The sequence below is a fragment of the Streptomyces sp. NPDC005866 genome (genome assembly GCF_040629895.1).
Classification (GTDB): Bacteria; Actinomycetota; Actinomycetes; order Streptomycetales; family Streptomycetaceae; genus Streptomyces.
On record NZ_JBEXWP010000052.1, the window covers coordinates 1 to 20,164 of the forward strand.

The window sequence follows — 20,164 nt, forward strand, 5'->3', positions numbered from 1 at the left end:
GAGTACGTCTTCGACGCCCTGCGCGCCGGCGCTGCCGGATTCCTGGTCAAGGACGTCGTGCCGGAGGACTTCCTGCACGCCGTACGCGTCGCCGCTCGCGGCGACGCCCTGCTCGCACCCTCGATCACCCGCAAGCTGATCAACCGGTACGTCACCCAGCCGCTCCCCGCCGACACCGACACGGGGCTGGAGGAGCTCACCAGCCGCGAACGCGAGGCTGTTGTCCTGGCCGCGCGGGGTCTGTCCAACGACGAGATCGCCGACCGCATGGTGATCAGCCCGCTGACCGCGAAAACCCACATCAACCGGGCCATGACCAAGCTCCAGGCCCGTGACCGGGCCCAACTCGTGGTCTTCGCCTACGAGTCCGGCCTGGTGGCCCCACGCAACTCTTGACCGTGCGTCACGCACGCGTCGTGGTGGGCAAGGGAGTGCTCAACGTCTTCGTCCTGGTCGGGTGCTGTCGTTTCTCGTGAACATCGAACACGGTGGAGTTCGAGTGCCTCCCGAAGGAACTGAACATCCGCTGTCGCTACTCGGGTTCTGGCTCGCTTTCCGTGACGCGCGCACGCTGAGTGACGTCTGCTGCTCCGATCAGGCTTCGGAAAGTTGCCTGAAAATGACCAGAGCGATCTTGGTGTGGTCGACAGTGCGGCGTCGTGGAAGAGACGTCGCCTCCCCTGGAGGGCCTGCTGTTGCCGTCCATCGCGGACGTGTCGGTGCTGTCGCTGAACAGTCCACTCCAAACCAGCAGGCCAGCACGTCGTGGGTGGCGCCATGACGGAGGTGGACCAACGTGGCCAAGAGCCGGTCGACGAAGACGAGCTTGTACTTGGCACCGGCGCCGACAGCTCGCCGGCGTGGACGCGAGGCGAGTGCCGCCTGGTGCCGTGTGCCACAACGGGCCGATCTCCGCCACGAGTTCGGCGATCACCTCAGGACTCAGCCCGGTGATCTGCTGACTGCGAATGACCGCTGCACGCGTCCGGTTCCCCACCACGCAGACCATGATCGACGATCAAGGTCGCAGCGTGCCACCGCCAACCATGCACGAGCTCGTTAGGTGCCAACCAGGCATCGGAATCGGTCGCGCTTCTGGGGTGCCCCTACACCTATCCTCTATGGGTGCGGCTCTGTTTGAGGGACGGTGATCAGCGGGGGTTTCGCGTTCCGGTGGTCCGGTAAGTCCCTGGGTGGTGTGGGGGTTGGGCCCGGCGCGGTTGCGTCGGCGGCATAGCCGGGAAGGACGCATGGAGCAGGAGCTGCTGGCCGCGCCAGTCCCCGACCCTACACTCATCACGGTGCGTCGGCGGCCAACTCCCCGTCCGCCCTGTCGGCCCGGTCTGCCGCGAGCAACGTGTGCAGCAGCACATCGGCACCGAGCACCAGGTCTTCCGGCCTGCTGGCCTCCGCCGGGGCGTGGCTCACCCCGCCGACGCTCGGAACGAAGACCATCGCAGCCGGACCGAGCCGCGCCATGATCTGCGCATCGTGGCCGGCACCGCTGGGCAGCGGTGAGCAGGGCGCGCCGCGCCGGTGCGCGGCCTCCGCCACGCAGCCGGACAGCCACGTGTCGGTGGCGACTGGCGCTTGCACGGGGCCCGGTCGCAGTTCGATCGTGGTGCCGGTCCGCCGCGCGATCCCCGCCGCCAGGTCGCCGAGTCGGGCGATGGCAGCGGTGATCCGTTCCTCTTCGGTGTCCCGCAGGTCGATCCCGAGTACCGCCTCGCCGGGAATCACGTTGCCCACGCCGGGACCCGTGCGCATGACTCCGGTGGTGGCTGTCCGCAGGCAGCCGCCGACCGCCAGTTCCTCCACCGCGAGCACCAAGTGCGCCGCGGCCACCGCGGCGTCCCGGCGGCGCGCCATCGGCGTGGTACCGGCGTGGTTCGCCGCTCCGGTGATCAACGCCGCCACCTTCGCCTGGCCGGTGACCGCGGTGACGACGCCGATGCGGGCGCCCCGCTCCTCCAGCACCGGGCCCTGCTCGATGTGCAGCTCCAGGAAACCGGCGAGGTCCCGGGGATCCCACGCGGCCTGGTCGATCCGGTCCGGGTCTCCTCCCACGGCGCGGATCCGCTCCGCCAGTGGCACACCCTCCTCGTCCGGCCGGGCCAGGTCCGCCTCGCCGAGCAACCCTGCGACCGCCTTGGAGCCCACCATCCCGGGCGTGCCCCTGGCGCCTTCCTCGTTGCTGAATGCCGCGATGATGAGATCGTGGCGCAGCCGGGTCCCGGACTGGTGCAACGCGGCGGCTGCCTGCACCGCCGCGAGGACCCCGGCCGGGCCGTCCAGCCGGCCGCCCCGCACGACGCTGTCCAGGTGACTGCCGAGCACGAGCGCTCCACGCAGGCCGGCGGTGCCTGCAGCGCCGCCGAGCAGGTTTCCTGCCGCGTCGATGCGCGTCGCAAGCCCCGCCTCGGCCATCCACCCGGCGACCAGTTTCCGGGCGCGGACGTCCTGGGCCGAGTAGGCGAGCCGCGTCACGCCGCCCCGGGGATCCGCGCCGATCGCGGCGAGTTCCTCCAGGCGGGCGAGCAGCCGCGGACCGTCGACCCGCAGGTCAGATGCCGAGGAGGTCACGCAGCGTGGCATTCGCGGTGAGGTGGCGCTGGTAGGCCCGCCATCCGCCGAAGTCGGCGATGTCGACGACCTTGTCCTGCGGGGCGATGCGCTCCGGCTGCAGGATCATGGCCCGTACCGTCGAGCCGTCCACGAGCTGGATCGAGCCCAGTTCGAGCTCGCTCGGCTCCTGGGGCAGCAGCGAGTCGAACAACAGCTCCTGCGACATCTCGTACAGCTCGCCGTCGATCGAGGCGCCACCGGACTCGACGGGAAGCAGGCCGGGGAACTCGTCGCGCACCGCGAAGAACCGGTAGCCCGGTGCGGTGCGGGCCGCGCCGATGAGGACGGCCCCGGCGATGGCGGCGTGGTCCTTCTGTCCGGACATGGCGGTGCCGTTCAAGAACATGTGTGGCACGGAAAGCAACCTTTCAGCGTGATGTGACCCGGCTTTCAGGCCGAGCAGGTGAGGGGCTCAGGTGAGGGAGTCGGTGCGGGCGTCGTGCGCGTCGGTGGCGCTGCGGCGCACGTGCGCCTGCGCGGCGGCGACCGCCCGCGTCACGTCACCGCTGGTCAGTTCCGCGAGCAGCTCTTCATGCTGCTCGACCGCGGGCCGGTTGAGCGCCGGGGCGCGGTAGCTGAGGTCGGCTGCGATCTCCAGGTACTGCAGCATGTGGTTGTCCAGCAGGCCCGCGAACCGGGCGCCGAACGCGATCCGGTAGATGGATGTGTGGAAGGCCAGGTGCGCCTGGCTGAACGCGTCGGAGGCGGGGCCGTGCGCCGCGATCGCCTCTGCCATGGCCGCGATCAGCGCCCGCGGTTCCTCCCACTGCTCCGGCTTGGCCCGTTCGCAGGCCAGCCGCGCGGCCAGCTTGTCGAGCTCTTCGCGTACCAGGAAGAGGTCCTGGATGCTGTCGGTGTCGATCGCCCGCGACCACAGGCCGCCGGCAGGGCCCCGTTCGGCGAAGCCGTCGCTTTGCAGGCGGCGCAACGCGTCGCGTACCGGGGTACGGCTCACTCCGAGCTGCGCGGCCAGCTCGGTCTCCACCAGGTGGGTGCCCTCGGGGATCTGACCGGTGACCAGTGCGCGGCGCAGGGTCCGGTAGACGTGCTCGTAGGTCCTGTGGCGCGCCTCGGCCGGCAGCTGACCGACCGCCCGCAGGCCGGTGCCCGCGGCTGTACCTTTCGGCTTCGATTCGGTCATTGCTGTCCGCTCGCCTCCCTGCGCAGATACCGGCCGGAGCCGGCTCTGCCGATGAACAGCCCGTTGTCGACCACCGGCCGGCCGCGCGAGATGACTGTGCGTACGGAACCGGTGAGCCGCCAGCCTTCGTACAGGCTGTAATCCATTTTCATATGGTGGGTGTCGACACTGATGTGCGTGGTGCCGCCCGGATCGAACACCACCAGGTCGGCGTCGGAGCCCACGGCGATGGTGCCCTTGCGGGGATACAGTCCGAACAGGCGGGCCGGGTTGGTGGCGAACAACTCGACCATCCTGCGCAGCGTGATCTGGTTGGCGGCGACCCCGCCCGAGTACAGCAGCGGCAGCCGGTGTTCGATGCCCGGTCCACCGTTGGGGATCTTGGAGAAGTCGTCCTTCCCCAGGGTCTTTTGGCCGTTGAGGCAGAACGGGCAGTGGTCGGTCGAGACGACCTGCAGGTCGTCGGTGCGCAGGCCGCGCCACAGTTCGGTGTGGTGGCGCGCATCGCGCAGCGGCGGGGTCAGGACGTACTTGGCGGTGTCGAAGCTTTCGTCGTCGTAGACGCTCGAATCCAGGAACAGGTAGTGCGGGCAGGTCTCGGCGAACACCGGCCTGCCCCGGTCGCGTGCGGCGGTGACCTCGCTCAGCGCCTCGCCGCAGGACAGGTGCACGAAGTACACGGGGGCGCCGGCCATTTCGGCCAGCGCGATGGCCCGGTGGGTGGCCTCGGCCTCGGCCAGCTCCGGCCGGGTGCGGCCGTGCCAGGACGGGTTGGTGTGCCCCGCGGCCAGGGCCCGCCGAACCAGTACGTCGATCACTGGGCCGTTCTCTGCATGCACGCAGCACAGCGCGCCCAGCGTCCCGGCACGTTCGAGCACGGTGAAGATGGTGGCGTCGTCGACCATCAGCTCACCGGGGTAGGCCATGAACAGTTTGATGCTGGTGACTCCGTCGGCGACCAGTTCGTCGATCTGGCCGAGCGAACCGGATTCCAGCTCGGTGATCACGATGTGCTGGCCGTAGTCGATCACCGCCTTGTTCTCGGCGGCGGCCAGCCCATCCTCGATGGCCGCCTTCAGGTGCTGCCCGCGCCGCTGCTGAGTGAAATTGACGACCGTGGTCGTGCCGCCGAACGCTGCGGCGATGGTGCCGGATTCGTAGTCGTCGGCGGTGGTAGTGGGGCCCAGGTTGGACGCCAGGTGGGTGTGCGGGTCCACCCCGCCGGGCAGCAGGTAGCAGCCGGTGGCGTCGATGACCCGTTCGGCGGGCAGGTCAAGCGAGGCCCCGATGGTGGTGACCTTGTCGTCGGCCACGTAGACGTCGGCCAGATAGTCGTCGGCGGCGGTGACCACGCGCGCGCCCTTGATGAGCAGGCTCATACGCCGCCCACCCACGCACGCTCGTCGTCGCTGAACCGGTTGATCCCCATGGGCTCGGCGCAGCACCGCCGGTAGATCTCCGCGAAGTAGGGCTCGAACACCTGGTTGAGTTCCTCGATCTTGGCATAGCGCTGCAGGTACTCGCCGGCCAGGCCGCGCAGTTCCTCCAGCACCGCCTCCTCGTCGATCAGCAGGCAGCGGCCGTCGCGTACGACGGCCCGGCCGTTGACCCACACCTCGGTGATCGAGTCGCCGTTCTCCACGTACACCAGGTGCGACGGTACGTCGTTGAGTGGCGTGAAGTTGATCGAACGCAGGTCCAGCAGGACGAAGTCGGCCTTGCGCCCGGCTTCGATCGCGCCAACGGTGTCCGTCAGCCGGGCCGAGCGGGCGCCACCGCGGGTGGCCGCCCACAGTGCCTCGTCGGCGGTGGGCCAGGCCCGGTAGTCGGGCTGGGTGACCTTGTGCAGCAGCGCGGCGGACTTCACCACGTCGAACATGCGCGCTGAGTCGTTGCTGGAGAGCCCGTCCGAGCCCAGGCCGACGTTGACGCCGGCGTCCAGCAGGGCACGCCAGGGCGCGATGCCCGAGCCCAGCTTGAGGTTGGAGACCGGGTTGTGGGCCACCGATGCTCCGACCTCGCCCAGCCGCGCGATGTCGCTGTCGGTGAGCCAGATCCCGTGCGCCAGGGTGGCCCGGTCGCTGAGCACCCCAAGCCGGTCCAGGTACTCGACCAGCGTGCTGCCGTAGAACTCGCGGCCGGCGACCGCCTGCGTCTTGGTCTCCAGCACATGCACGTGGAAGGTCGTGTCGTGCTGCACGGACAGTTCGTTCGCGGCGACGAACAGGTCGTCGGTGCAGCGCTGCGGGCCGCTGGGCGCGATGACGTAGCGCAGCCGCCCGGCGCGCCCGTCGTAGCGGGACAGTGCTTCCTTGCTGAATTCCAAGTACTCGGCGGTGCTGCGCGGCTGCGTTGCGCGCGCCTGGGCGAGCAGTTCGGTCGGCAGGACCTCGTCGGCGAACGGGATGCTGTCGATGTAGGGCCGGTTGACGATGTTGCCCGAGCAGTTCGCCCGGATGCCGATGTCCTCGTAGCCGCGGAAGACCGCGTCGAGGGCCGCCATGCTCTGCCGCGGCATCTCGATGACATCGTCGAGCAGGCAGGTGACGCCGCCGCGCAGCGACTCGATGCCCACCAGAAGCGTGCGCAGGTACACCAGCCGCTCCGACATCGGCTCGAGGCCGAGGAGCGGATAGGACAGCAGCATCCACAGTTCCAGCGGCAGGTTGTCGTACCGGCCCTTGAACAGTGCCTCCCACGAGTGGACGTGGGCGTTGACCAGGCCGGGCATCAGCAGCCGGTCGGTGGCGTCGACGACGGTCGCCCCGGCCGGTACGGCCAGATCGGTGCCGACCGCGTCGATCCGGTCGTCCACCACCAGGACATCGGCGCGGAAGGGCCGGCTGCGGTGCTCGTCGTCCATGGCGACTACCAACGCGTTGCGGAACAGCGTGGTCACGAGACCTCCAAAGGAGCGCTGGGAAACAGATCCGTGCGGCGGTGCTCGAAGTAGCGCAGCGTGCGCCGGGTGGCGGCCAGGACGTCGAGGTCGATCTCGGCGATCGCCAGGCCGGGTCCCTCGTGGCGGGGCCGGTGGGCGAGCAACTCGCCGTCCGGGCCGACCACGCAGGACTCGCCGAAGTTGTCGATGGCGTGCCCGCCGACCCGTTCGGTGCCGACCTTGTTGGCCGCCACCGCGAACACTCCGTTCTCGCGGGCGTGGGTGCGCAGTTCGCCGAGGAAGAACTCGGCGCTGTCGCCGCCGCTGCCGGCCACCGGGACGGCCACCAGATCGGCGCAGAGCGAACGCAGTTCCCGCCAGCACTCGGGGAACCGGCGGTCGTAGCAGATCAGCGTGCCGAGCCGCAGTGCGTCCAGCCGGTGCACGCCGAGCCAGTCGCCGGCGGTGAAGTGGGCGGGCTCGTCGAAGCCGGGGGCGGGGTCGTCCCCGACGGGCAGGTGCAGTTTGCGGGCCACCCCGTGCGGGCGCCCGGCCCGGTCCACGCTGGGGATGATCTCTCCGGCGCGGAGCACCGCGGCGGAGTTGTGGTACGTGCCGGCCGCGGTGTCGCGTTCGAACAGCGGGAGGACGACCGTGAGTTCCAGCTCCGCCGCGAGCGCGGCGATGGTGTCGGTCAGCGGGCCCGGCACCGGCTCGGCCCAGGCGCGGTACGCCCCGGCCGGTTCGGCGCAGAAGTACGGCGTGTTGGCCAGTTCCGGCAGTACGGCCAGGCCGGCGCCGGCTTCCGCGGCCTCGCGGAGCGCGGCCCGGATGGCGGCCAGGTTGGCGCCGCGGTCGTCCCCGCAGGCGGGTAGCTGCACCGCCGCGACGGTGGTCACGCTCATCGGGCGGAGCTTTCCTGCTGGGCGAACGCCCGGTCCACCTCGTCGGCCAGCAGGTCGACCAGCTGGTCGTGCAGTGCGTGGTAGCCCGGCGAGCGCGGATCACGCGGCCGCTCCAGCTCGACGTCGATGATGGCCTTGAACCGGCCGGGCTGCGCGGTGAACACCACGATCCGGTCCGCCAGCGCCACCGCCTCGTCGATGCTGTGCGTCACGAACAGCACCGAGGCCCCGCTCTCGTCGCGCACCTGGGCGATGTAGTCCTGCAGCTTGGCGCGGGTCTGCACATCCAGGGCGGCGAACGGCTCGTCCATCAGCAGCACCCGCGGCTGCATGGCCAGTGCCCGCGCGATCGCCGCGCGCTGGCGCATACCGCCGGACAGCTCGTCCGGGTGCTTGTCCAGGAACTCGCCAAGCCCCATGGTGCGCAGCAACCTCTGGGCGACCTCGCGGCGTTCGGCCTTGGACACGCCGCGCAGCCGCAGGCCGAAGCTGACGTTGTCGGCCACCGAGAGCCACGGATACAGCGAGGACTGCTGGAAGATCATGCAGCGATCCGGTCCCGGGCCTGTGACCGGCACACCGTCGGCCTCGATGACGCCCGCGGTCGGGGTCTCCAGGCCGGCCACCATGGACAGCAGCGTGCTCTTGCCGCAGCCACTCGGCCCGAGCATCACCACGAACTCGCCGGGCCGCACGTCCAGGTCCACCGACTGCACCGCGACGAGTTCCTTCGCAGTGCCCTCACCCCAGACCTTGGTCACGCCGCGGCAGCGCAGCGCGCCGGTGGTCGTCGTCGTACCAGCCATCGACTCGGTCATCAGACCGCTCCCTTCGATGCCGACTGCCACCACAGCAGCCGCCCCTGCAGCGCGCGGAACATCAGGTCCAGCAGGTAGCCGGTGAGCCCGATCAGGGTCATGGCGAAGAACACCAGGCTGGCGTTGAAGGTGTTGCGGGCCAACATGATCACCTGGCCCAGGCCGCTGCCGACGCCGACCGCCTCGGCGAGCAGCACCACCATCCACGCGGCGAACAGGTTCATCCGGAGGGTCTGCAGCAGTCCGGGCAGGATCGAGGGCAGTACGACCTGGCGCAGCATCTGCCTGCGGTTGGCGCCCATGGTGCGCGCGACGTCGAGATAGGTGCCGCTGACCGCGTTGATCTGGCTGACGGTGGCCAGGGTCATCACGAAGTACACGCCGACGAACACCATGAACACCGCGGGCCCGTTGCCGATGCCGAACAGGAAGATCGAGACAGGCAGCCAGGCGACCGGCGAGATCGGGGCGAGCAGTGTCAGCGTGGGCAGCACCAGCCCGCGCACCACCCGGGACTGCGTGATCAGGACGCCGGTCACCAGGCTGACCACGAAGCCCATGGCCAGCCCGGCAAGCACCCGCAGCACGGTGGCCAGGATCGTGGTGAGCACCGCGACCAGCGGTGCCGCCTGGGCCTGGCCGATCTTGGCCGTGTCGAAGTACTGGGCCTGCTGCACGAAGTTCGTCAGGAAGATGTGCGGCGGCGGCAGCAGCAGCTGCGGCGCCCAGCCCATTGCCCAGGCCAGTTCCCACAGCCCGGTGAACAGCGCGACGGAGGCAACCCACCACGCGGCTGCCGCCGCGATCCGGCGCAGTCGCGGCGCGAGTGTGCGACGCTGCGGTGTGCGTGCTCGCGCTGGCACGGTCCCGGACACCATCTCGGTGGTCTCGGTCATGCCTGCCTCCGCTGCAGGGAGTTGTACAGGCTCTGGTTCTCCTTGACCACCTGGTTCAGCAGGGTCCAGTCGAACATGCTCTGGTCGGGCAGCTTCTTCAGGTATCCCAGGTCCATCATCCCCGCCGCGCGGTCCAGCATGAACTGCGCCTTCGTACGCTGGTCCACGACGTTGGGCTGCTTGCGGGAGGCGTCCATCGCGTCGGCGACACTGGTCTTGAAGTACGTGCCGGTGGTGGCCTGGACCGCGCTCGCCCGGTCCTTCTCGCTCTGCTGCTGGGCGACGAACATGGCCTTGATCAGGGCCTTGACCGCCTTGGGGTTCTTGGTGAGCAGGTCGTTGCGCACGGCCAGCACGCAGTCGGTGTAGCCGGTGCCGTACACGTCCGTGCCGTCGGAGAGCTTCACCGAGCCGGGGCGTGCCTTCAGGGCCTGGGTGGCGTACGGCTCGATGTGGCACATGGCGTCGATCGAGCCGCTGATGAACGCCTGCGCAAGCTCGGGGGAGGTGCCGAAATAGCGGACCTTGACGTCGCTGAAGGACAGTCCGGCCTTCTTGAGGTAGTCGTACGGCAGCATTTCCAGGGTGTCGGCCTGGAACGTGCCCAGCGTCTTGCCCTGCAGGTCGGCGGCGCTGGTGATGCCCCGCTGCGCGGCGATCACGCAGCCCTGGACACCGGCGCCCGCCACGATGGTCACCGGGGCACCGGCGTCGCGCAGCGTCATGAACTGGGTGTAGGGGAGCACCGATACGTCGACCTGGCCGGCGCCGAACAGCGTGACGATGTCCGCGTTGGTCGGGGTGACCACGAAGTTCAGGCTCGTTCCGTCGGCCTTCGCGAGGTTGCGCTCCTTGACCAGGAAGAGCCCCATGTTGCAGAAGCCGGTGCCGTGCGTGGCCTTGAGCACGCTCGAGGAGGCCGCCGCCGACGTGCTGGTGCTCGGCGAGGCGCAGGCGCTCAGCAGCCATGCCGGCAGGGCCGTGGCGGCCCCGGCCCTGGCGGTGCGGCGCAGGAACTTTCTGCGGTCCATCGGTCGGGGACGGAAGGCATTCTCGGTCATCGGCGGTCCTTCTGTACGGAGTTGGGGGAGAGCTCCTGCTGGAGCAGTCCGAGCGAGACGGCGTCGCGGGGAAGGTCCGCGTCTGCGGGCACGAGGCCGAGGGAGCGCAGGCTGTCCCACCGGCCGAACACGTTTGGCTTCAACTCCCGGATGTCCACCCTGGACGGTTGCAGCGTGAGGGCGTCGGCGAGCTCGTCGACGTCGAATCCCGGGTAGAACTCGAGGGCGTGCCGCAGCGCGGCCCGCGGATCGGCGCGGATGACCGCTTCGGCGCGGATCATGGCGCGGATGGCCGCCCGTACCTGTTCGGGGCGTTCGCGCAGGAACTTCGCCGAGGCGACCAGAACGGTGTCGGGGAAGGGGTCTCCCCACAACTCGGTGCCCAGCGAAAGGGTGTGGGCGCCCTCGGCACGCAGCCGGTTGGCAAACGGTTCGGCCAGGCTCAGCGCGGCCAGCTCACCGCCGTGCCACGCCTCGATCGCCTCGTCGAGCACGTCGAAGTAGCGCAGGTCCACATCGGTCGTGCGCAGTCCGGCCGCCGCCAGCACATCGTGCAGCAGGACCTCCATCGGGTCGGCGCGGAAGGTACCGACCGGACGCCCAGCGAGGGAAGCGGCGTCGGTGAACTCCGGCCGGCTCAGCACGGCGATGCCCATCAGGCCGCTGCCGGCCACGAGCACCGGCGGGTCGTCGCGGACGGCGTCGATGAGGGGCTGGGTGAATGCCGCAGTGCCCAGGTCGGCCACACCGGTGGCCAGCAGTTCGGCGGTGGAGGTGATGTCGTTGAAGTACGGCGCGTCCACCTGCAGCCCCTCGTCCGCGAACAGGCCCTCGCCGACGGCCACGAACAGCGGAAGGTTCGATAGCGAGCAGCCGTGGGTGAGGACTAGGCGGTCGGCGCTCATGCCGCGCACCCGGCCAGGTGCGCGGCGACGGGCTCGGGCGCCAGGGGCACCGACGCGACCTGCTCGGCCACGACGTGCCAGCCAGCCGGAACCGGAGCGGGCGTGCCATCAAGGACAACGACGGTCCGCACGTGCAACTGCCGACCCCCCTTGGCCTGCAACAGCGCGGCGGCATCGGCCAGGGTGATCGCTATCACGCTGTCGCCCAGGTCGGCATGCCCGGCGATGCGGATGTCCACCCCCGGCATGGCAATCCAGCCGTCGGCCAGCTCGTCCAGGCCGCTCGCGGCGATGGCGTGGCCGGGCGCCAGGTGCCGCACAGCCGAGCGCACGGCGAACGGCAGCGCGCATTCGCCCGGCTCCACGGCGACCAGGTCGACCGCGGCGCCACAGCAAGGCTGTTGCTGACCGGCCGCGATGTGCAGGCGAAGACCGCACCGCGGTGGGAGCGCACCAAGGGCGGCATCGGGAGCCACACCGTCCCAGGTCAGGGCCGTGAACTCCCCGGCTCGCTGCATTGTGTCCTGTGTACATCCCATGTTGGAGAACTACAAAGGCAGATCGTTGCGACGCTGTTAACCAGAGCAACTGGTTCCGGTTAATTTCAAAAGGGTGCGGCTTGGTTTGAGGAACGATGATCAGCAGGAGTTTCGTGTTCCGGAAGGCCGGTAAGTCCTTGGGTGGTTCGGTTTGAGGGACCGTGATCACGCCGCGAGTTCGAAGGCGTCGCGGTACCAGACCGCATGCACCCGCAGGTGCTCTCGCCGCACGTGGTACTCCCAGTACGCCTCGAAGCCGCCGTTTCTGATCACCGCGCGGAGCTTGAGGACGGCCTCGGCTACCAGCGTCTACCGGGCCAAGTGGGCCAATGCCAAGACGCTCACGCTTGAGGGCCGGGGCGCCGGGTTCGACGGCCCGAAGCGTACGTATGACCGCGTTGTGTCCCGCACCCGCGGCGGGGTCACCATCACCGACCCGGCCGCCGGTGGGGTCGCTGCCACCCGGCCGGGCAGCGGCCCCACCACCCCGCCCCCACCTGAACCGACCGAAGGGAACTCCGTCATGGAGCGCCACACCGTCACCGACATGAGCGGCGAAGAGTGGGCCGAGCAGGCCGAGCACTACGCACGCACCAGTGCAACGCCGCCGACCGCGTCTCCAGCGACCCCGACGACTGGCTGGCCGCCGACGAGCTGGCCGCATCGCCGTGTCCGGCGCAGTGCGTGGGGCGAAGGACGGGGCGGGGCACGTCAACGGTTTGCGATACGCGTGCGAGCGGATCCGCCGCTACGCCGTCGGGCACGCCGGCCAGGGCGCCGTGGAAAGCAGAAGGATCTTTCATTCGGGCGATTCGCCTGATATCGGGGCGGCAATCCGCCTGATTTCATGTCAACGCGCTCGAGGAGCCCCCTTGAACCCCCTCCCCCACATGGCGCCTGACGCTCCACCAATCATCCCGGCCCCGTCCCCTCCTTGCCGGCTTCGCCGCGTAGCGGCGTCGTTCACCGCGAAGCGGTGAACCCCTTGAGCGCGGAGTGCTTAACTCCGCGCGGATCGCCGGCGTCGCTCCGGGTCGCCGCGCAGCGGCGGCGGGCGCTCCGCCGCCGCAGGCGCACAACAGCAGGAGCAGTCCGAGAAGCCGAAGGAAGACCAGGTAGCGCACGCGCAACGCCATGCAACCCGAGCCTGCCGTGATCACCTCAAGCTGCGAAGTGCCTGTTCAGAGACCATGTGTGACTTTTGGGGCTCTGCTGCTTGATGTGTGGGTCAGTCTTCCAGCATCTGGGCCCGCATCCTGTTGATCGCCCGGCTGCGGTCCGCGGCCAAATCCAAGCGGCGCGAGGTGAGAATTCGCAGGTCGACGGCAATCTCGTCACCGCGATGCATTGGCTGAAGGTCGTCGCGCATACGCGCCTGGTCGGCGATGACGAAGGCATCTTTCGCGTCCGTCTTCCCGATAAGAACCGGAGGCATGGTGGACGGTGCGGCCGGGGATATAGAGGACCTGCTGTTGGTTGTCGGTCAGCAGCGCGATCATCAGGGCGGCGCCGCCGGCGTTGAGGTCGATCGCCCAGGTCACGGGCTTGCCTTCGCTGAGCGCGATGACATCGGCGATCAGCTTGAGCAGTGCGGTCTCGTCGTTGGCCACCCGCCGCGACAGCTTCCGCCTGCCCTCGGTGTCGAGCACCACGCAGTGATGCTCGGCGTTGCCCGCGTCCGTGCCAGCCCAGAGTTCGGGCACCCCCACCTCCGAGTCGCTCCTGCACTTGTCCGAGCAGACGACCTCGCCAGCTTGTCCTTACCAAGCGATCCTGTCGCGCATCCCAATGAGCAAGCCGGATGCCTGTCGGCGTCGCCCCGAGGGCGGGAAAATCGGGTGCGGCTGTCCGGCTGACATCGTGGCCACTTGGCGTGTCCGAGCCCGTCAATCAGCAGGACGCCGGGGACCCGCTCGCCAGGCGCTCGGAAGTGTTGCTTCGAGCACGCGTGTCAGACTCTTTCGCCTCCTGGTCCCCGCCGGGCGGCCGTGGCCTGCAGGCATGAAGGGAGGGAGCCGGCGGTGGACGTGGTCTATGAACGCCGCGCCGGGATCGACATCAGCAAGGCCGACGTGAAGGTGCGTATCCGGGTCCCGGGACACGGGAAGGGGACCACGCGCCGCGGGGAGGTGAGGACTTTCCCGGCTATGACGTCGGGACTGCTGGCGATGCGGGACCGGCTGCTGGCCGAGGGCGTCACGGTGGTGGGGATGGAGGCCACCGGCTCGTACTGGAAGCCGGTGTTCTACCTGCTGGAGAACGACATGGAGTGCTGGCTCCTCAACGCCCGCCACATGAAGGCGGTGCCGGGCCGCAAGACGGATGTGAAGGACTCGGAGTGGATCGCCAAGCTGGTCGAACACGGCTTGGTCCGCCCATCGTTCGTGCCGCCGCAGCCGATCCGCCAACTGCGGGACCTGACCCGCTACCGCACCGACGTGGTGCGCGAGCGCGCCCGGGAGGCCCAGCGGCTGCAGAACCTGCTGGAGGACTGCGGGATCAAACTGACCTCGGTGGTCTCCGACTTCCTCGGCGTCTCCGGGCGCCGGATGCTTAAGGCGCTGATCGGTGGAGAGCGTGATCCGAAGACGCTCGCCGCGCTAGCCGCGCCCAACCTGCGGACCCGGCCAGAGGTCCTGACCGAGGCGCTGACCGGCTACTTCACCGACCACCATGCGTTCCTGGCCCAGACGATGCTGGATCGGATCGACGAGGCCACCGCCATGGAACAGCGCCTCAACGCCCGCATCGAAGAACACATCCGGCCCTTCCAGCGGCAGGTCGAGCTGCTGGCCACCATCCCGGGGGTGAGCGCGCACACCGCCGAGGTGATCCTCGCCGAGATCGGCGCGGACATCAGCCGCTTCCCCTCAGCCGGCCACCTCGCCTCCTGGGCGGGAGTGTGTCCGGGCAACTACGAGTCTGCGGGCAAGAGCCCGTCGGGCCGCACCCGTCCCGGCGACCCGTGGCTCAAGGGCGTACTCGGCCAGGCCGCGATTTCCGCCTGCCGCACCAAGGACACCTACCTTGCCGCCCGCTACCGGCGCCTGGTGGGACGCCGCGGCCGCCGCCGGGCACTGGTCGCCCTGCAGCACTCCATCCTGATCTCGATCTGACACATGTTCACCCGCGACATCGAGTACACCGACCTCGGCGGCGACTACTTCCTCGAACGCACAGGCAAGACCCGCGCTACCCGCCGCCTCGTCAGCCAGCTCAACCGCCTGGGCTACCAGGTCAACCTCCAGCCCGTGGGAGCCACATGACTGACCCTGACCAGCACAGACGGTGGATTTTCGTATCAGTGGCCGAGTCGTCGCGGGATGCCGGGCGGCCAATCGTTTGAAGCCACCCATGAGGCTGGAGACACGCAGCCACACCCAGCATCCCTGGGCTTCCCGATCCTACGAGTGACCGGAATCAACCCACGACCAACGTAAGGAGACACGACCCTCACCGCGGCCGGTACTTCAAGCCTCAACGCCTGCACGCCGACAAGGCGTATGACATCCCCCACCTGCGGAAATGGTTACGCGGCAAGCGCATCGGCGTGCGCATCGCCCGCAAAGGCATCGAGTCCAGCGAACGATTGGGCCGCCGAAGGTGGGTGATCGAGCGGACGATCTCGTGGCTGTCCGGCTACCGCCGACTCAGCCTCCGCTACGAACGCCACCCCCGCAACTACCTCGCCTTTCTCGGCCTCGCCGCAGCCATCTACCTACAAGCGACTGCTCCGCCTAACCACATAGGACACCGTCCAAGCGAAGCTGGATTGACATCGCTGAAACAGGAATGACACCCAACCAGATCACTCTCGATGCGATCTTGCTGCGGCCAGCCAAACCGACGACCGCTTTCCACGGGCCGTCAAGTGAACGAGAGATACCCTTTCATGCACATATTGTCCTCCGTTCGGCGCAGATCCGGACGGATAGGGGTGATCCTGGCCCTCGCGGCTGCCGCGTTCTCACCCGTCCTCCAAGCGGGCCCGGCTTCCGCGGCCACGTCCTCCGGCCCTGACGGTTCCTGGACCGTCACGAAGACCGGCCACAGCTACCAGGTCACGCTCCACCTTGCGAAGCAGCTCCCGGCGGTCGACGCGCTGCCCGAACTCGCCATCGACGGGAAGTCGGTCGGGGTGGCCAAGCAGTCCCCGGACGGCTTGACCCTCAAGGTCGTCACGTCCGACCCCGCGGCCGCAGACCCGCACAAGGTCGAGCTGGCCTGGAACGGCCAGCCCGACACCACGCCGGTCACTTCGACCGCCGGACCGAAGACCCCGGCCCCCCACAAGTCCACTGCACCGGTGACGCCCGACGCGATCACGGCCGCCGCAACCAGCACCGGGCCCTACAACGTCACCCGGTCCGACTACGACTTCGGCGACAAGGCAGTGACGCTGAGCGGCCTGAGCGGACGGTACGCCGAACTGCGCGCCGCCGCGTGGGTCCCCTCCGCTCCGGGCCCACGGCCACTCGTGCTCCTCCTGCACGGCCGCCACTCTGCCTGCTACAACCCGGACACGAAGACCACGGACAACACCAACTGGCCCTGCCTGTCCGGCTACCAGCCGATCCCGAGCTACCGCGGCTACGACCAGTCCGCCAAGGTGCTGGCTTCCCAGGGCTACGTCGTCGTGTCGATCAGCGCCGACGGCATCAACGCGCAGGACAACCCGTACAGCGACGACGCCGGCACGCTGGCCCGCGGCCAGTTGGTCCTCGACCACCTGAACCTGCTCGCCAAGGCCGACAAGGGTGATGCTCCGGGAATGAGCCGGTTGCTCAAGGGCAAGATCAACCTCAACGAGGTCGGCCTCATGGGCCACTCGCGCGGGGGTGAGGGCGTCGTCAAGGCCGCCCTGCTCAACTCCGCCCTCTCGCACCCGTACGGCATCAAGGCGGTACTCCCCCTGGCGCCGATCGACTTCGGCCGCGAAACGCTGCCGGACGTGCCGATGATTGTGGTGCTCCCCTACTGTGACGGCGACGTCTCCAACCTGCAGGGCCAGCACTTCTTCGATGACACGCGCTACTCCGCCCCCGGCGACCACGTCATGCGCTCGTCGCTGCTCGTCATGGGCGCCGACCACAACTTCTTCAACACCGAGTGGACGCCCGGGGTCTCGGTCGCCCCGTCCTCCGACGACTGGTCGAACCAGGACGACCCGACCTGTGGTACGAATTCGGCGACCTCAATCCGGCTGACCCACGACCAGCAGTACCAGACCGGCGTCGCGCTGATCTCCGGCTTCTTCCAGCTCGTCATCGGCGGCCACAACGAGTTCAAGCCGCTGTTCGACGGCACCGAGGGCAAGAGCACCAGCGTCGGAACCGCAACGATCTACACCGAGACGCAGACCTCGAACAGCGACCGCTTGGACATCGCCCCGCTGACCGGCCCCTCCTCGAATGTCAGCTTCTCTGGCTCGGCCGGCGGCCAGTACTGCGCGAGCGTCGGCACCCGCACCCCGATCAGCGGACTGCCGGGCTGCACGAACTCGACGTACACCTCCCGGTTCCCGTCCTGGACGCCCGCCAACTACGCGGGCAACGTGCCCGCGACTCCGCTGCTGCACATGGCTTGGACCGAGCCGACCGGAACGACCGACCCCGGCGCCGTGAAGATCGGTGTCCCGGCCGGTCAGCGCGACGTCAGTCGCTACGACGCACTCACCTTCCGCGCCGCGACCGACGACCTGAGCGGTGATACCGACCTGACGACCACAGTGGTCGACGGGGCCGGGCGCAGCTCCTCGGTCCAGGTCTCCAGACTGAGCGACGCGCTGGACACACTCCCAGGGACGAACACCACCCTGCTGCCGAAGACCTGGCTGCGGACAGTGCGCTGGCCGGTGTCCCAGATGAAGGGCGTAAACCTGCACGACATCCGCCAGGTCGTGCTCACCACGCCGAGCACGTCCGGTGGAGCGTTTCTCTCGGACGTGTCCTTCGCGTCCAGCTCGGTCGGCCACGGCGGCCCGAGCGAACTGCCGCAGGTCTCCGTCTCCGGCAGCACGGTCGCCGAGGGCGACGGGCAGGGTGTAGCCCCGGTGACCCTGTCCCTGTCGGCGAGGAGCACCAAGCCGGTGACCGCCTATGTGCAGTCCCTGGCCGGAACGGGTTCCCAAATCCCGACCCAGGCGCAGCGCGTGGTGATCCGCACAGGGCAGACCTCGGTCACGGTCGACATGCCGCTGCTCGGCAACACCACGGCGGAGCCGGCAACGGACACCGTGTACAAGGCCTTCGTCTCTGCTCCGGTCAACGCCGTCGTGGGCCAGGACTTCGCCCACATCACGGTGCACGACGACGACACGGCCACCTGATCCCATCGGTGACCTGATCACTTCGGTGACCTGATCCCACCGCATACAGTGCACCGACCAGGGCCGCCGCGGCACCGTGCCCGGCCTCGCGCGGACGGGCGCGGTGCGGAAGCCAGGGACCGCCTGGAGACAGAAGGGCCACGCCACCGTCACGTCGTCGACGACGAAGCCCAGGACCTGCATCCCATCCCAATGCGGGTCGCTGCGCGCAGCGGCCCCGGAGCTCGAGGCGCTGGGGTGCGACAGAACTCACCTTGCCCATGTCGGCGGCCGTCGGCACGATCACTACATCAGCACAATCAGCCGAAAGGGGACGACATGCACGTTGTCTTGGTGACTCTCAAAGTCAAGCCGGACCAGCGACCGCAGTTCCTGACAGCCGTAGAGGAAGACGCCACCTGCTCGGTTCGGGACGAGCCCGGGTGCCTGCGTTTCGAGGCCTTTCAAAGCACCACCGACCCGGACACGTACCACCTCGTCGAGGTCTACCGCGACGAACAGGCGGTGGCCGCGCACGGCGAGACCGCTCACTACGCCCGATGGGCGAAAGCGTCGAACGAGTTCCTCGCCGAGCCCCTCACCGTGGCACAGACTCGTGACGTCCTTCCGCTGGCCCTGCCGTCCTGACACACCTGCTGAGATGCGCGGACGTCGGACAACGTCCTCCGTCGCGTCCGTCTGCGAACGGACCGGCGCCCACCCCGCCGTCCTGAAAGCTGTCGCTCCCGCCCGGCAGGAGGGGGCGTCCACGCACGATGGGTAGGACACTGATCAACCAGGAAGCCCTCCGCCACCCCCGGCTATATCGTCAATCCTCCAGCCTTCCGGAGCCAACCACTGACTTCCTCCGAAGGCGCCCTATGGAAAGGACACCATGCTCACGAAACGAGAGGCAGCCGAAGCCGTCCGGAACGCCAAGGTGCGCACCGGGGTGACCTGGGCCCAGCTCGCCGAAGCGGTCGGCAGGCCGCCCGCGTGGACCACGGCCGCGCTGCTGGGACAGCATCCGATGAGCAAGGAGGAAGCCGAGAAAGCCGCCTCCCTCCTCGAACTCGGTGAGGACGCAGCTGTCGCTTTCCAACTTCAGCCCACTCGCGGAGCTCTCGAGTCGGCCGTCCCCGTCGATCCGACGATCTACCGCCTGTATGAGGTCATCCAGGTCTACGGTCCGACCATCAAAGAGCTGATCCACGAACACTGCGGTGACGGGATCATGAGCGCCATCAACTTCCGGCTCGACGTCGAACGGGTCCCGGATCCCGACGGAGACCGTGTCGTCATCACCCTCGACGGGAAGTACCTCCCCTATCAGTGGTGACGCCTGCCGACGGGCAACACGGCCCGTGGGCCGCTGCCACGCATCGGCCCTGCCCTTGCCGCTTGAGATGCCGCCACTTGCGGGTCCCGCGCAGGCGCTGGCGGACGGCGAGTCCCATGCCTTCCGGGACCGGCAGTTGTCGTCCACCCGCCGCGGAGCCCGCCTCGCCCGCCCGCTCACGTATGAGCAGCTGCGGCTCCTGGGGGGTGGCGCCCGCAAAGGACGGCTGCCGGTGGGCAGGAGCAAGTGGCCGCCCAGGCACCTCGGGCCCTCGCCATCACCCTGGCCGCCGTCCACGCCGTGCCCGGCCATGACATCCGCACGATCCTGACCACCGACCTGGACCTCGCCCGCGGCACGATCGAAATCCGCCGCGGACTACTGCGGCACACCCTCTACCTCGAGGAGCTCTGTCGGCCCGGCAGCACTGCTCGGCCAAGGCCTCACAGACCACGCCAGCGGCTCCCGTCCCTCCAGCAGCGGCTCCCCGCGGGCCACGTCAGCTCCCGCGTCCATCCGACCTCGGTCGGGTGATCGCGCCAGGGCTGGAGAACCACCGCATCCTCATCCGGTATGCCCTGCCCGCCCTGGCGTCCACCGACCGGGCCACCGGCGAACCCGTCCGTCCTACGAACGCGCCCGCCCCGGCGAACTAGACGAGTAAGTCCGATGTCCGGTCAGTGGTCGTAGGCGATCAGTGACCGGGTGATCGGTGCGTTGGTTGCGTTGTTGTGCCAGATCGCGGCG

General features: G+C 69.0%; 17 protein-coding genes and 4 pseudogenes. 8 read left to right on the plus strand and 13 right to left on the minus strand.

Annotated features, from left to right (window positions below; all coding sequences use genetic code 11):
• Window positions 1–396, plus strand: a 396-nt coding sequence (locus ABZ396_RS40405; protein ID WP_358926637.1) for a response regulator transcription factor, incomplete at its 5' end; no start/stop codon positions are given.
• Window positions 397–594: 198 nt separating this feature from the next.
• Here ABZ396_RS40405 and ABZ396_RS40410 read toward each other — a convergent pair.
• From ABZ396_RS40410 to ABZ396_RS40470, 13 genes and pseudogenes are all read right to left on the minus strand, one after another.
• Window positions 595–804, minus strand: a complete 210-nt coding sequence (locus ABZ396_RS40410) for a transposase family protein (protein WP_359187156.1) — start codon at window positions 802–804, stop codon at window positions 595–597.
• Between the two features lie 492 nt (window positions 805–1,296).
• Complete coding sequence (locus tag ABZ396_RS40415) at window positions 1,297–2,583, minus strand: Zn-dependent hydrolase (protein ID WP_358926636.1); 1,287 nt, start codon at window positions 2,581–2,583, stop codon at window positions 1,297–1,299.
• Window positions 2,564–2,971, minus strand: coding sequence for a gamma-glutamylcyclotransferase (locus tag ABZ396_RS40420; protein ID WP_358926638.1), 408 nt, complete (start codon window positions 2,969–2,971; stop codon window positions 2,564–2,566). Before ABZ396_RS40420 ends, ABZ396_RS40415 begins: the two co-directional genes overlap by 20 nt.
• 66 nt (window positions 2,972–3,037) lie before the next feature.
• Entirely contained in the window at window positions 3,038–3,766 is a 729-nt protein-coding gene (locus tag ABZ396_RS40425; protein WP_358926635.1) for a GntR family transcriptional regulator, read from the minus strand.
• On the minus strand, window positions 3,763–5,145 hold the full coding sequence (hydA, locus tag ABZ396_RS40430) for a dihydropyrimidinase (protein ID WP_358926634.1): 1,383 nt from the start codon (window positions 5,143–5,145) through the stop codon (window positions 3,763–3,765). Before hydA ends, ABZ396_RS40425 begins: the two co-directional genes overlap by 4 nt.
• Window positions 5,142–6,665 carry an amidohydrolase gene (locus ABZ396_RS40435; RefSeq protein ID WP_358926633.1) on the minus strand — a complete coding sequence of 508 codons (1,524 nt, stop codon included), beginning with the start codon at window positions 6,663–6,665 and terminating at the stop codon, window positions 5,142–5,144. Before ABZ396_RS40435 ends, hydA begins: the two co-directional genes overlap by 4 nt.
• On the minus strand, window positions 6,662–7,552 hold the full coding sequence (locus ABZ396_RS40440; RefSeq protein ID WP_358926632.1) for a carbon-nitrogen hydrolase family protein: 891 nt from the start codon (window positions 7,550–7,552) through the stop codon (window positions 6,662–6,664). The genes ABZ396_RS40435 and ABZ396_RS40440 overlap by 4 nt, the downstream gene beginning before the upstream one ends.
• Complete coding sequence (locus tag ABZ396_RS40445) at window positions 7,549–8,370, minus strand: ABC transporter ATP-binding protein (protein WP_358926631.1); 822 nt, start codon at window positions 8,368–8,370, stop codon at window positions 7,549–7,551. The genes ABZ396_RS40440 and ABZ396_RS40445 overlap by 4 nt, the downstream gene beginning before the upstream one ends.
• The gene (locus tag ABZ396_RS40450) at window positions 8,370–9,266 is read right to left on the minus strand and encodes an ABC transporter permease (protein ID WP_358926630.1); all 897 of its coding nucleotides are present in this window, start codon (window positions 9,264–9,266) and stop codon (window positions 8,370–8,372) included. Before ABZ396_RS40450 ends, ABZ396_RS40445 begins: the two co-directional genes overlap by 1 nt.
• Window positions 9,263–10,327, minus strand: coding sequence for an ABC transporter substrate-binding protein (locus tag ABZ396_RS40455; protein ID WP_358926629.1), 1,065 nt, complete (start codon window positions 10,325–10,327; stop codon window positions 9,263–9,265). The genes ABZ396_RS40450 and ABZ396_RS40455 overlap by 4 nt, the downstream gene beginning before the upstream one ends.
• Complete coding sequence (locus ABZ396_RS40460; RefSeq protein WP_358926628.1) at window positions 10,324–11,232, minus strand: ABC transporter substrate-binding protein; 909 nt, start codon at window positions 11,230–11,232, stop codon at window positions 10,324–10,326. Before ABZ396_RS40460 ends, ABZ396_RS40455 begins: the two co-directional genes overlap by 4 nt.
• Window positions 11,229–11,750 (minus strand): hypothetical protein, encoded by a 522-nt coding sequence (locus tag ABZ396_RS40465; protein WP_358926627.1) that lies wholly within the window; start codon window positions 11,748–11,750, stop codon window positions 11,229–11,231. Before ABZ396_RS40465 ends, ABZ396_RS40460 begins: the two co-directional genes overlap by 4 nt.
• 1,282 nt (window positions 11,751–13,032) lie before the next feature.
• Window positions 13,033–13,480, minus strand: a pseudogene (locus ABZ396_RS40470) (IS110 family transposase); the annotation flags it as partial.
• Window positions 13,481–13,792: 312 nt separating this feature from the next.
• Here ABZ396_RS40470 and ABZ396_RS40475 point away from each other — a divergent pair.
• The 7 genes and pseudogenes from ABZ396_RS40475 to ABZ396_RS40505 form a co-directional block, all read left to right on the plus strand.
• A pseudogene (locus ABZ396_RS40475) lies at window positions 13,793–15,037 on the plus strand (IS110 family transposase).
• A gap of 176 nt (window positions 15,038–15,213) precedes the next feature.
• Window positions 15,214–15,520: pseudogene (locus tag ABZ396_RS40480) on the plus strand (transposase); the annotation flags it as partial.
• 188 nt (window positions 15,521–15,708) lie between these two features.
• Window positions 15,709–18,099, plus strand: coding sequence for a hypothetical protein (locus ABZ396_RS40485; RefSeq protein ID WP_358926626.1), 2,391 nt, complete (start codon window positions 15,709–15,711; stop codon window positions 18,097–18,099).
• 318 nt (window positions 18,100–18,417) lie between these two features.
• Window positions 18,418–18,726 carry a putative quinol monooxygenase gene (locus tag ABZ396_RS40490; RefSeq protein ID WP_359187168.1) on the plus strand — a complete coding sequence of 103 codons (309 nt, stop codon included), beginning with the start codon at window positions 18,418–18,420 and terminating at the stop codon, window positions 18,724–18,726.
• A gap of 247 nt (window positions 18,727–18,973) precedes the next feature.
• Window positions 18,974–19,417 carry a cyanase gene (gene cynS, locus ABZ396_RS40495; RefSeq protein WP_358926624.1) on the plus strand — a complete coding sequence of 148 codons (444 nt, stop codon included), beginning with the start codon at window positions 18,974–18,976 and terminating at the stop codon, window positions 19,415–19,417.
• 246 nt (window positions 19,418–19,663) lie between these two features.
• On the plus strand, window positions 19,664–19,951 hold the full coding sequence (locus tag ABZ396_RS40500) for a hypothetical protein (RefSeq protein ID WP_358926623.1): 288 nt from the start codon (window positions 19,664–19,666) through the stop codon (window positions 19,949–19,951).
• Window positions 19,952–19,971: 20 nt separating this feature from the next.
• A pseudogene (locus ABZ396_RS40505) lies at window positions 19,972–20,072 on the plus strand (IS481 family transposase); the annotation flags it as partial.
• Window positions 20,073–20,164 lie beyond the last annotated feature (92 nt).

What these genes read in the sequence shown, in the direction of transcription:
- ABZ396_RS40420 (WP_358926638.1), bottom strand. Translation starts at nt 2,971, where the DNA reads ATGTTCTTGAACGGCACCGCCATGTCCGGACAGAAGGACCACGCCGCC.
- ABZ396_RS40425 (WP_358926635.1), bottom strand. Translation starts at nt 3,766, where the DNA reads ATGACCGAATCGAAGCCGAAAGGTACAGCCGCGGGCACCGGCCTGCGG.
- hydA (WP_358926634.1), bottom strand. Translation starts at nt 5,145, where the DNA reads ATGAGCCTGCTCATCAAGGGCGCGCGCGTGGTCACCGCCGCCGACGAC.
- ABZ396_RS40440 (WP_358926632.1), bottom strand. Translation starts at nt 7,552, where the DNA reads ATGAGCGTGACCACCGTCGCGGCGGTGCAGCTACCCGCCTGCGGGGAC.
- ABZ396_RS40445 (WP_358926631.1), bottom strand. Translation starts at nt 8,370, where the DNA reads ATGACCGAGTCGATGGCTGGTACGACGACGACCACCGGCGCGCTGCGC.
- ABZ396_RS40450 (WP_358926630.1), bottom strand. Translation starts at nt 9,266, where the DNA reads ATGACCGAGACCACCGAGATGGTGTCCGGGACCGTGCCAGCGCGAGCA.
- ABZ396_RS40455 (WP_358926629.1), bottom strand. Translation starts at nt 10,327, where the DNA reads ATGACCGAGAATGCCTTCCGTCCCCGACCGATGGACCGCAGAAAGTTC.
- ABZ396_RS40460 (WP_358926628.1), bottom strand. Translation starts at nt 11,232, where the DNA reads ATGAGCGCCGACCGCCTAGTCCTCACCCACGGCTGCTCGCTATCGAAC.
- ABZ396_RS40465 (WP_358926627.1), bottom strand. Translation starts at nt 11,750, where the DNA reads ATGCAGCGAGCCGGGGAGTTCACGGCCCTGACCTGGGACGGTGTGGCT.
- ABZ396_RS40490 (WP_359187168.1), top strand. Translation starts at nt 18,418, where the DNA reads ATGCACGTTGTCTTGGTGACTCTCAAAGTCAAGCCGGACCAGCGACCG.
- cynS (WP_358926624.1), top strand. Translation starts at nt 18,974, where the DNA reads ATGCTCACGAAACGAGAGGCAGCCGAAGCCGTCCGGAACGCCAAGGTG.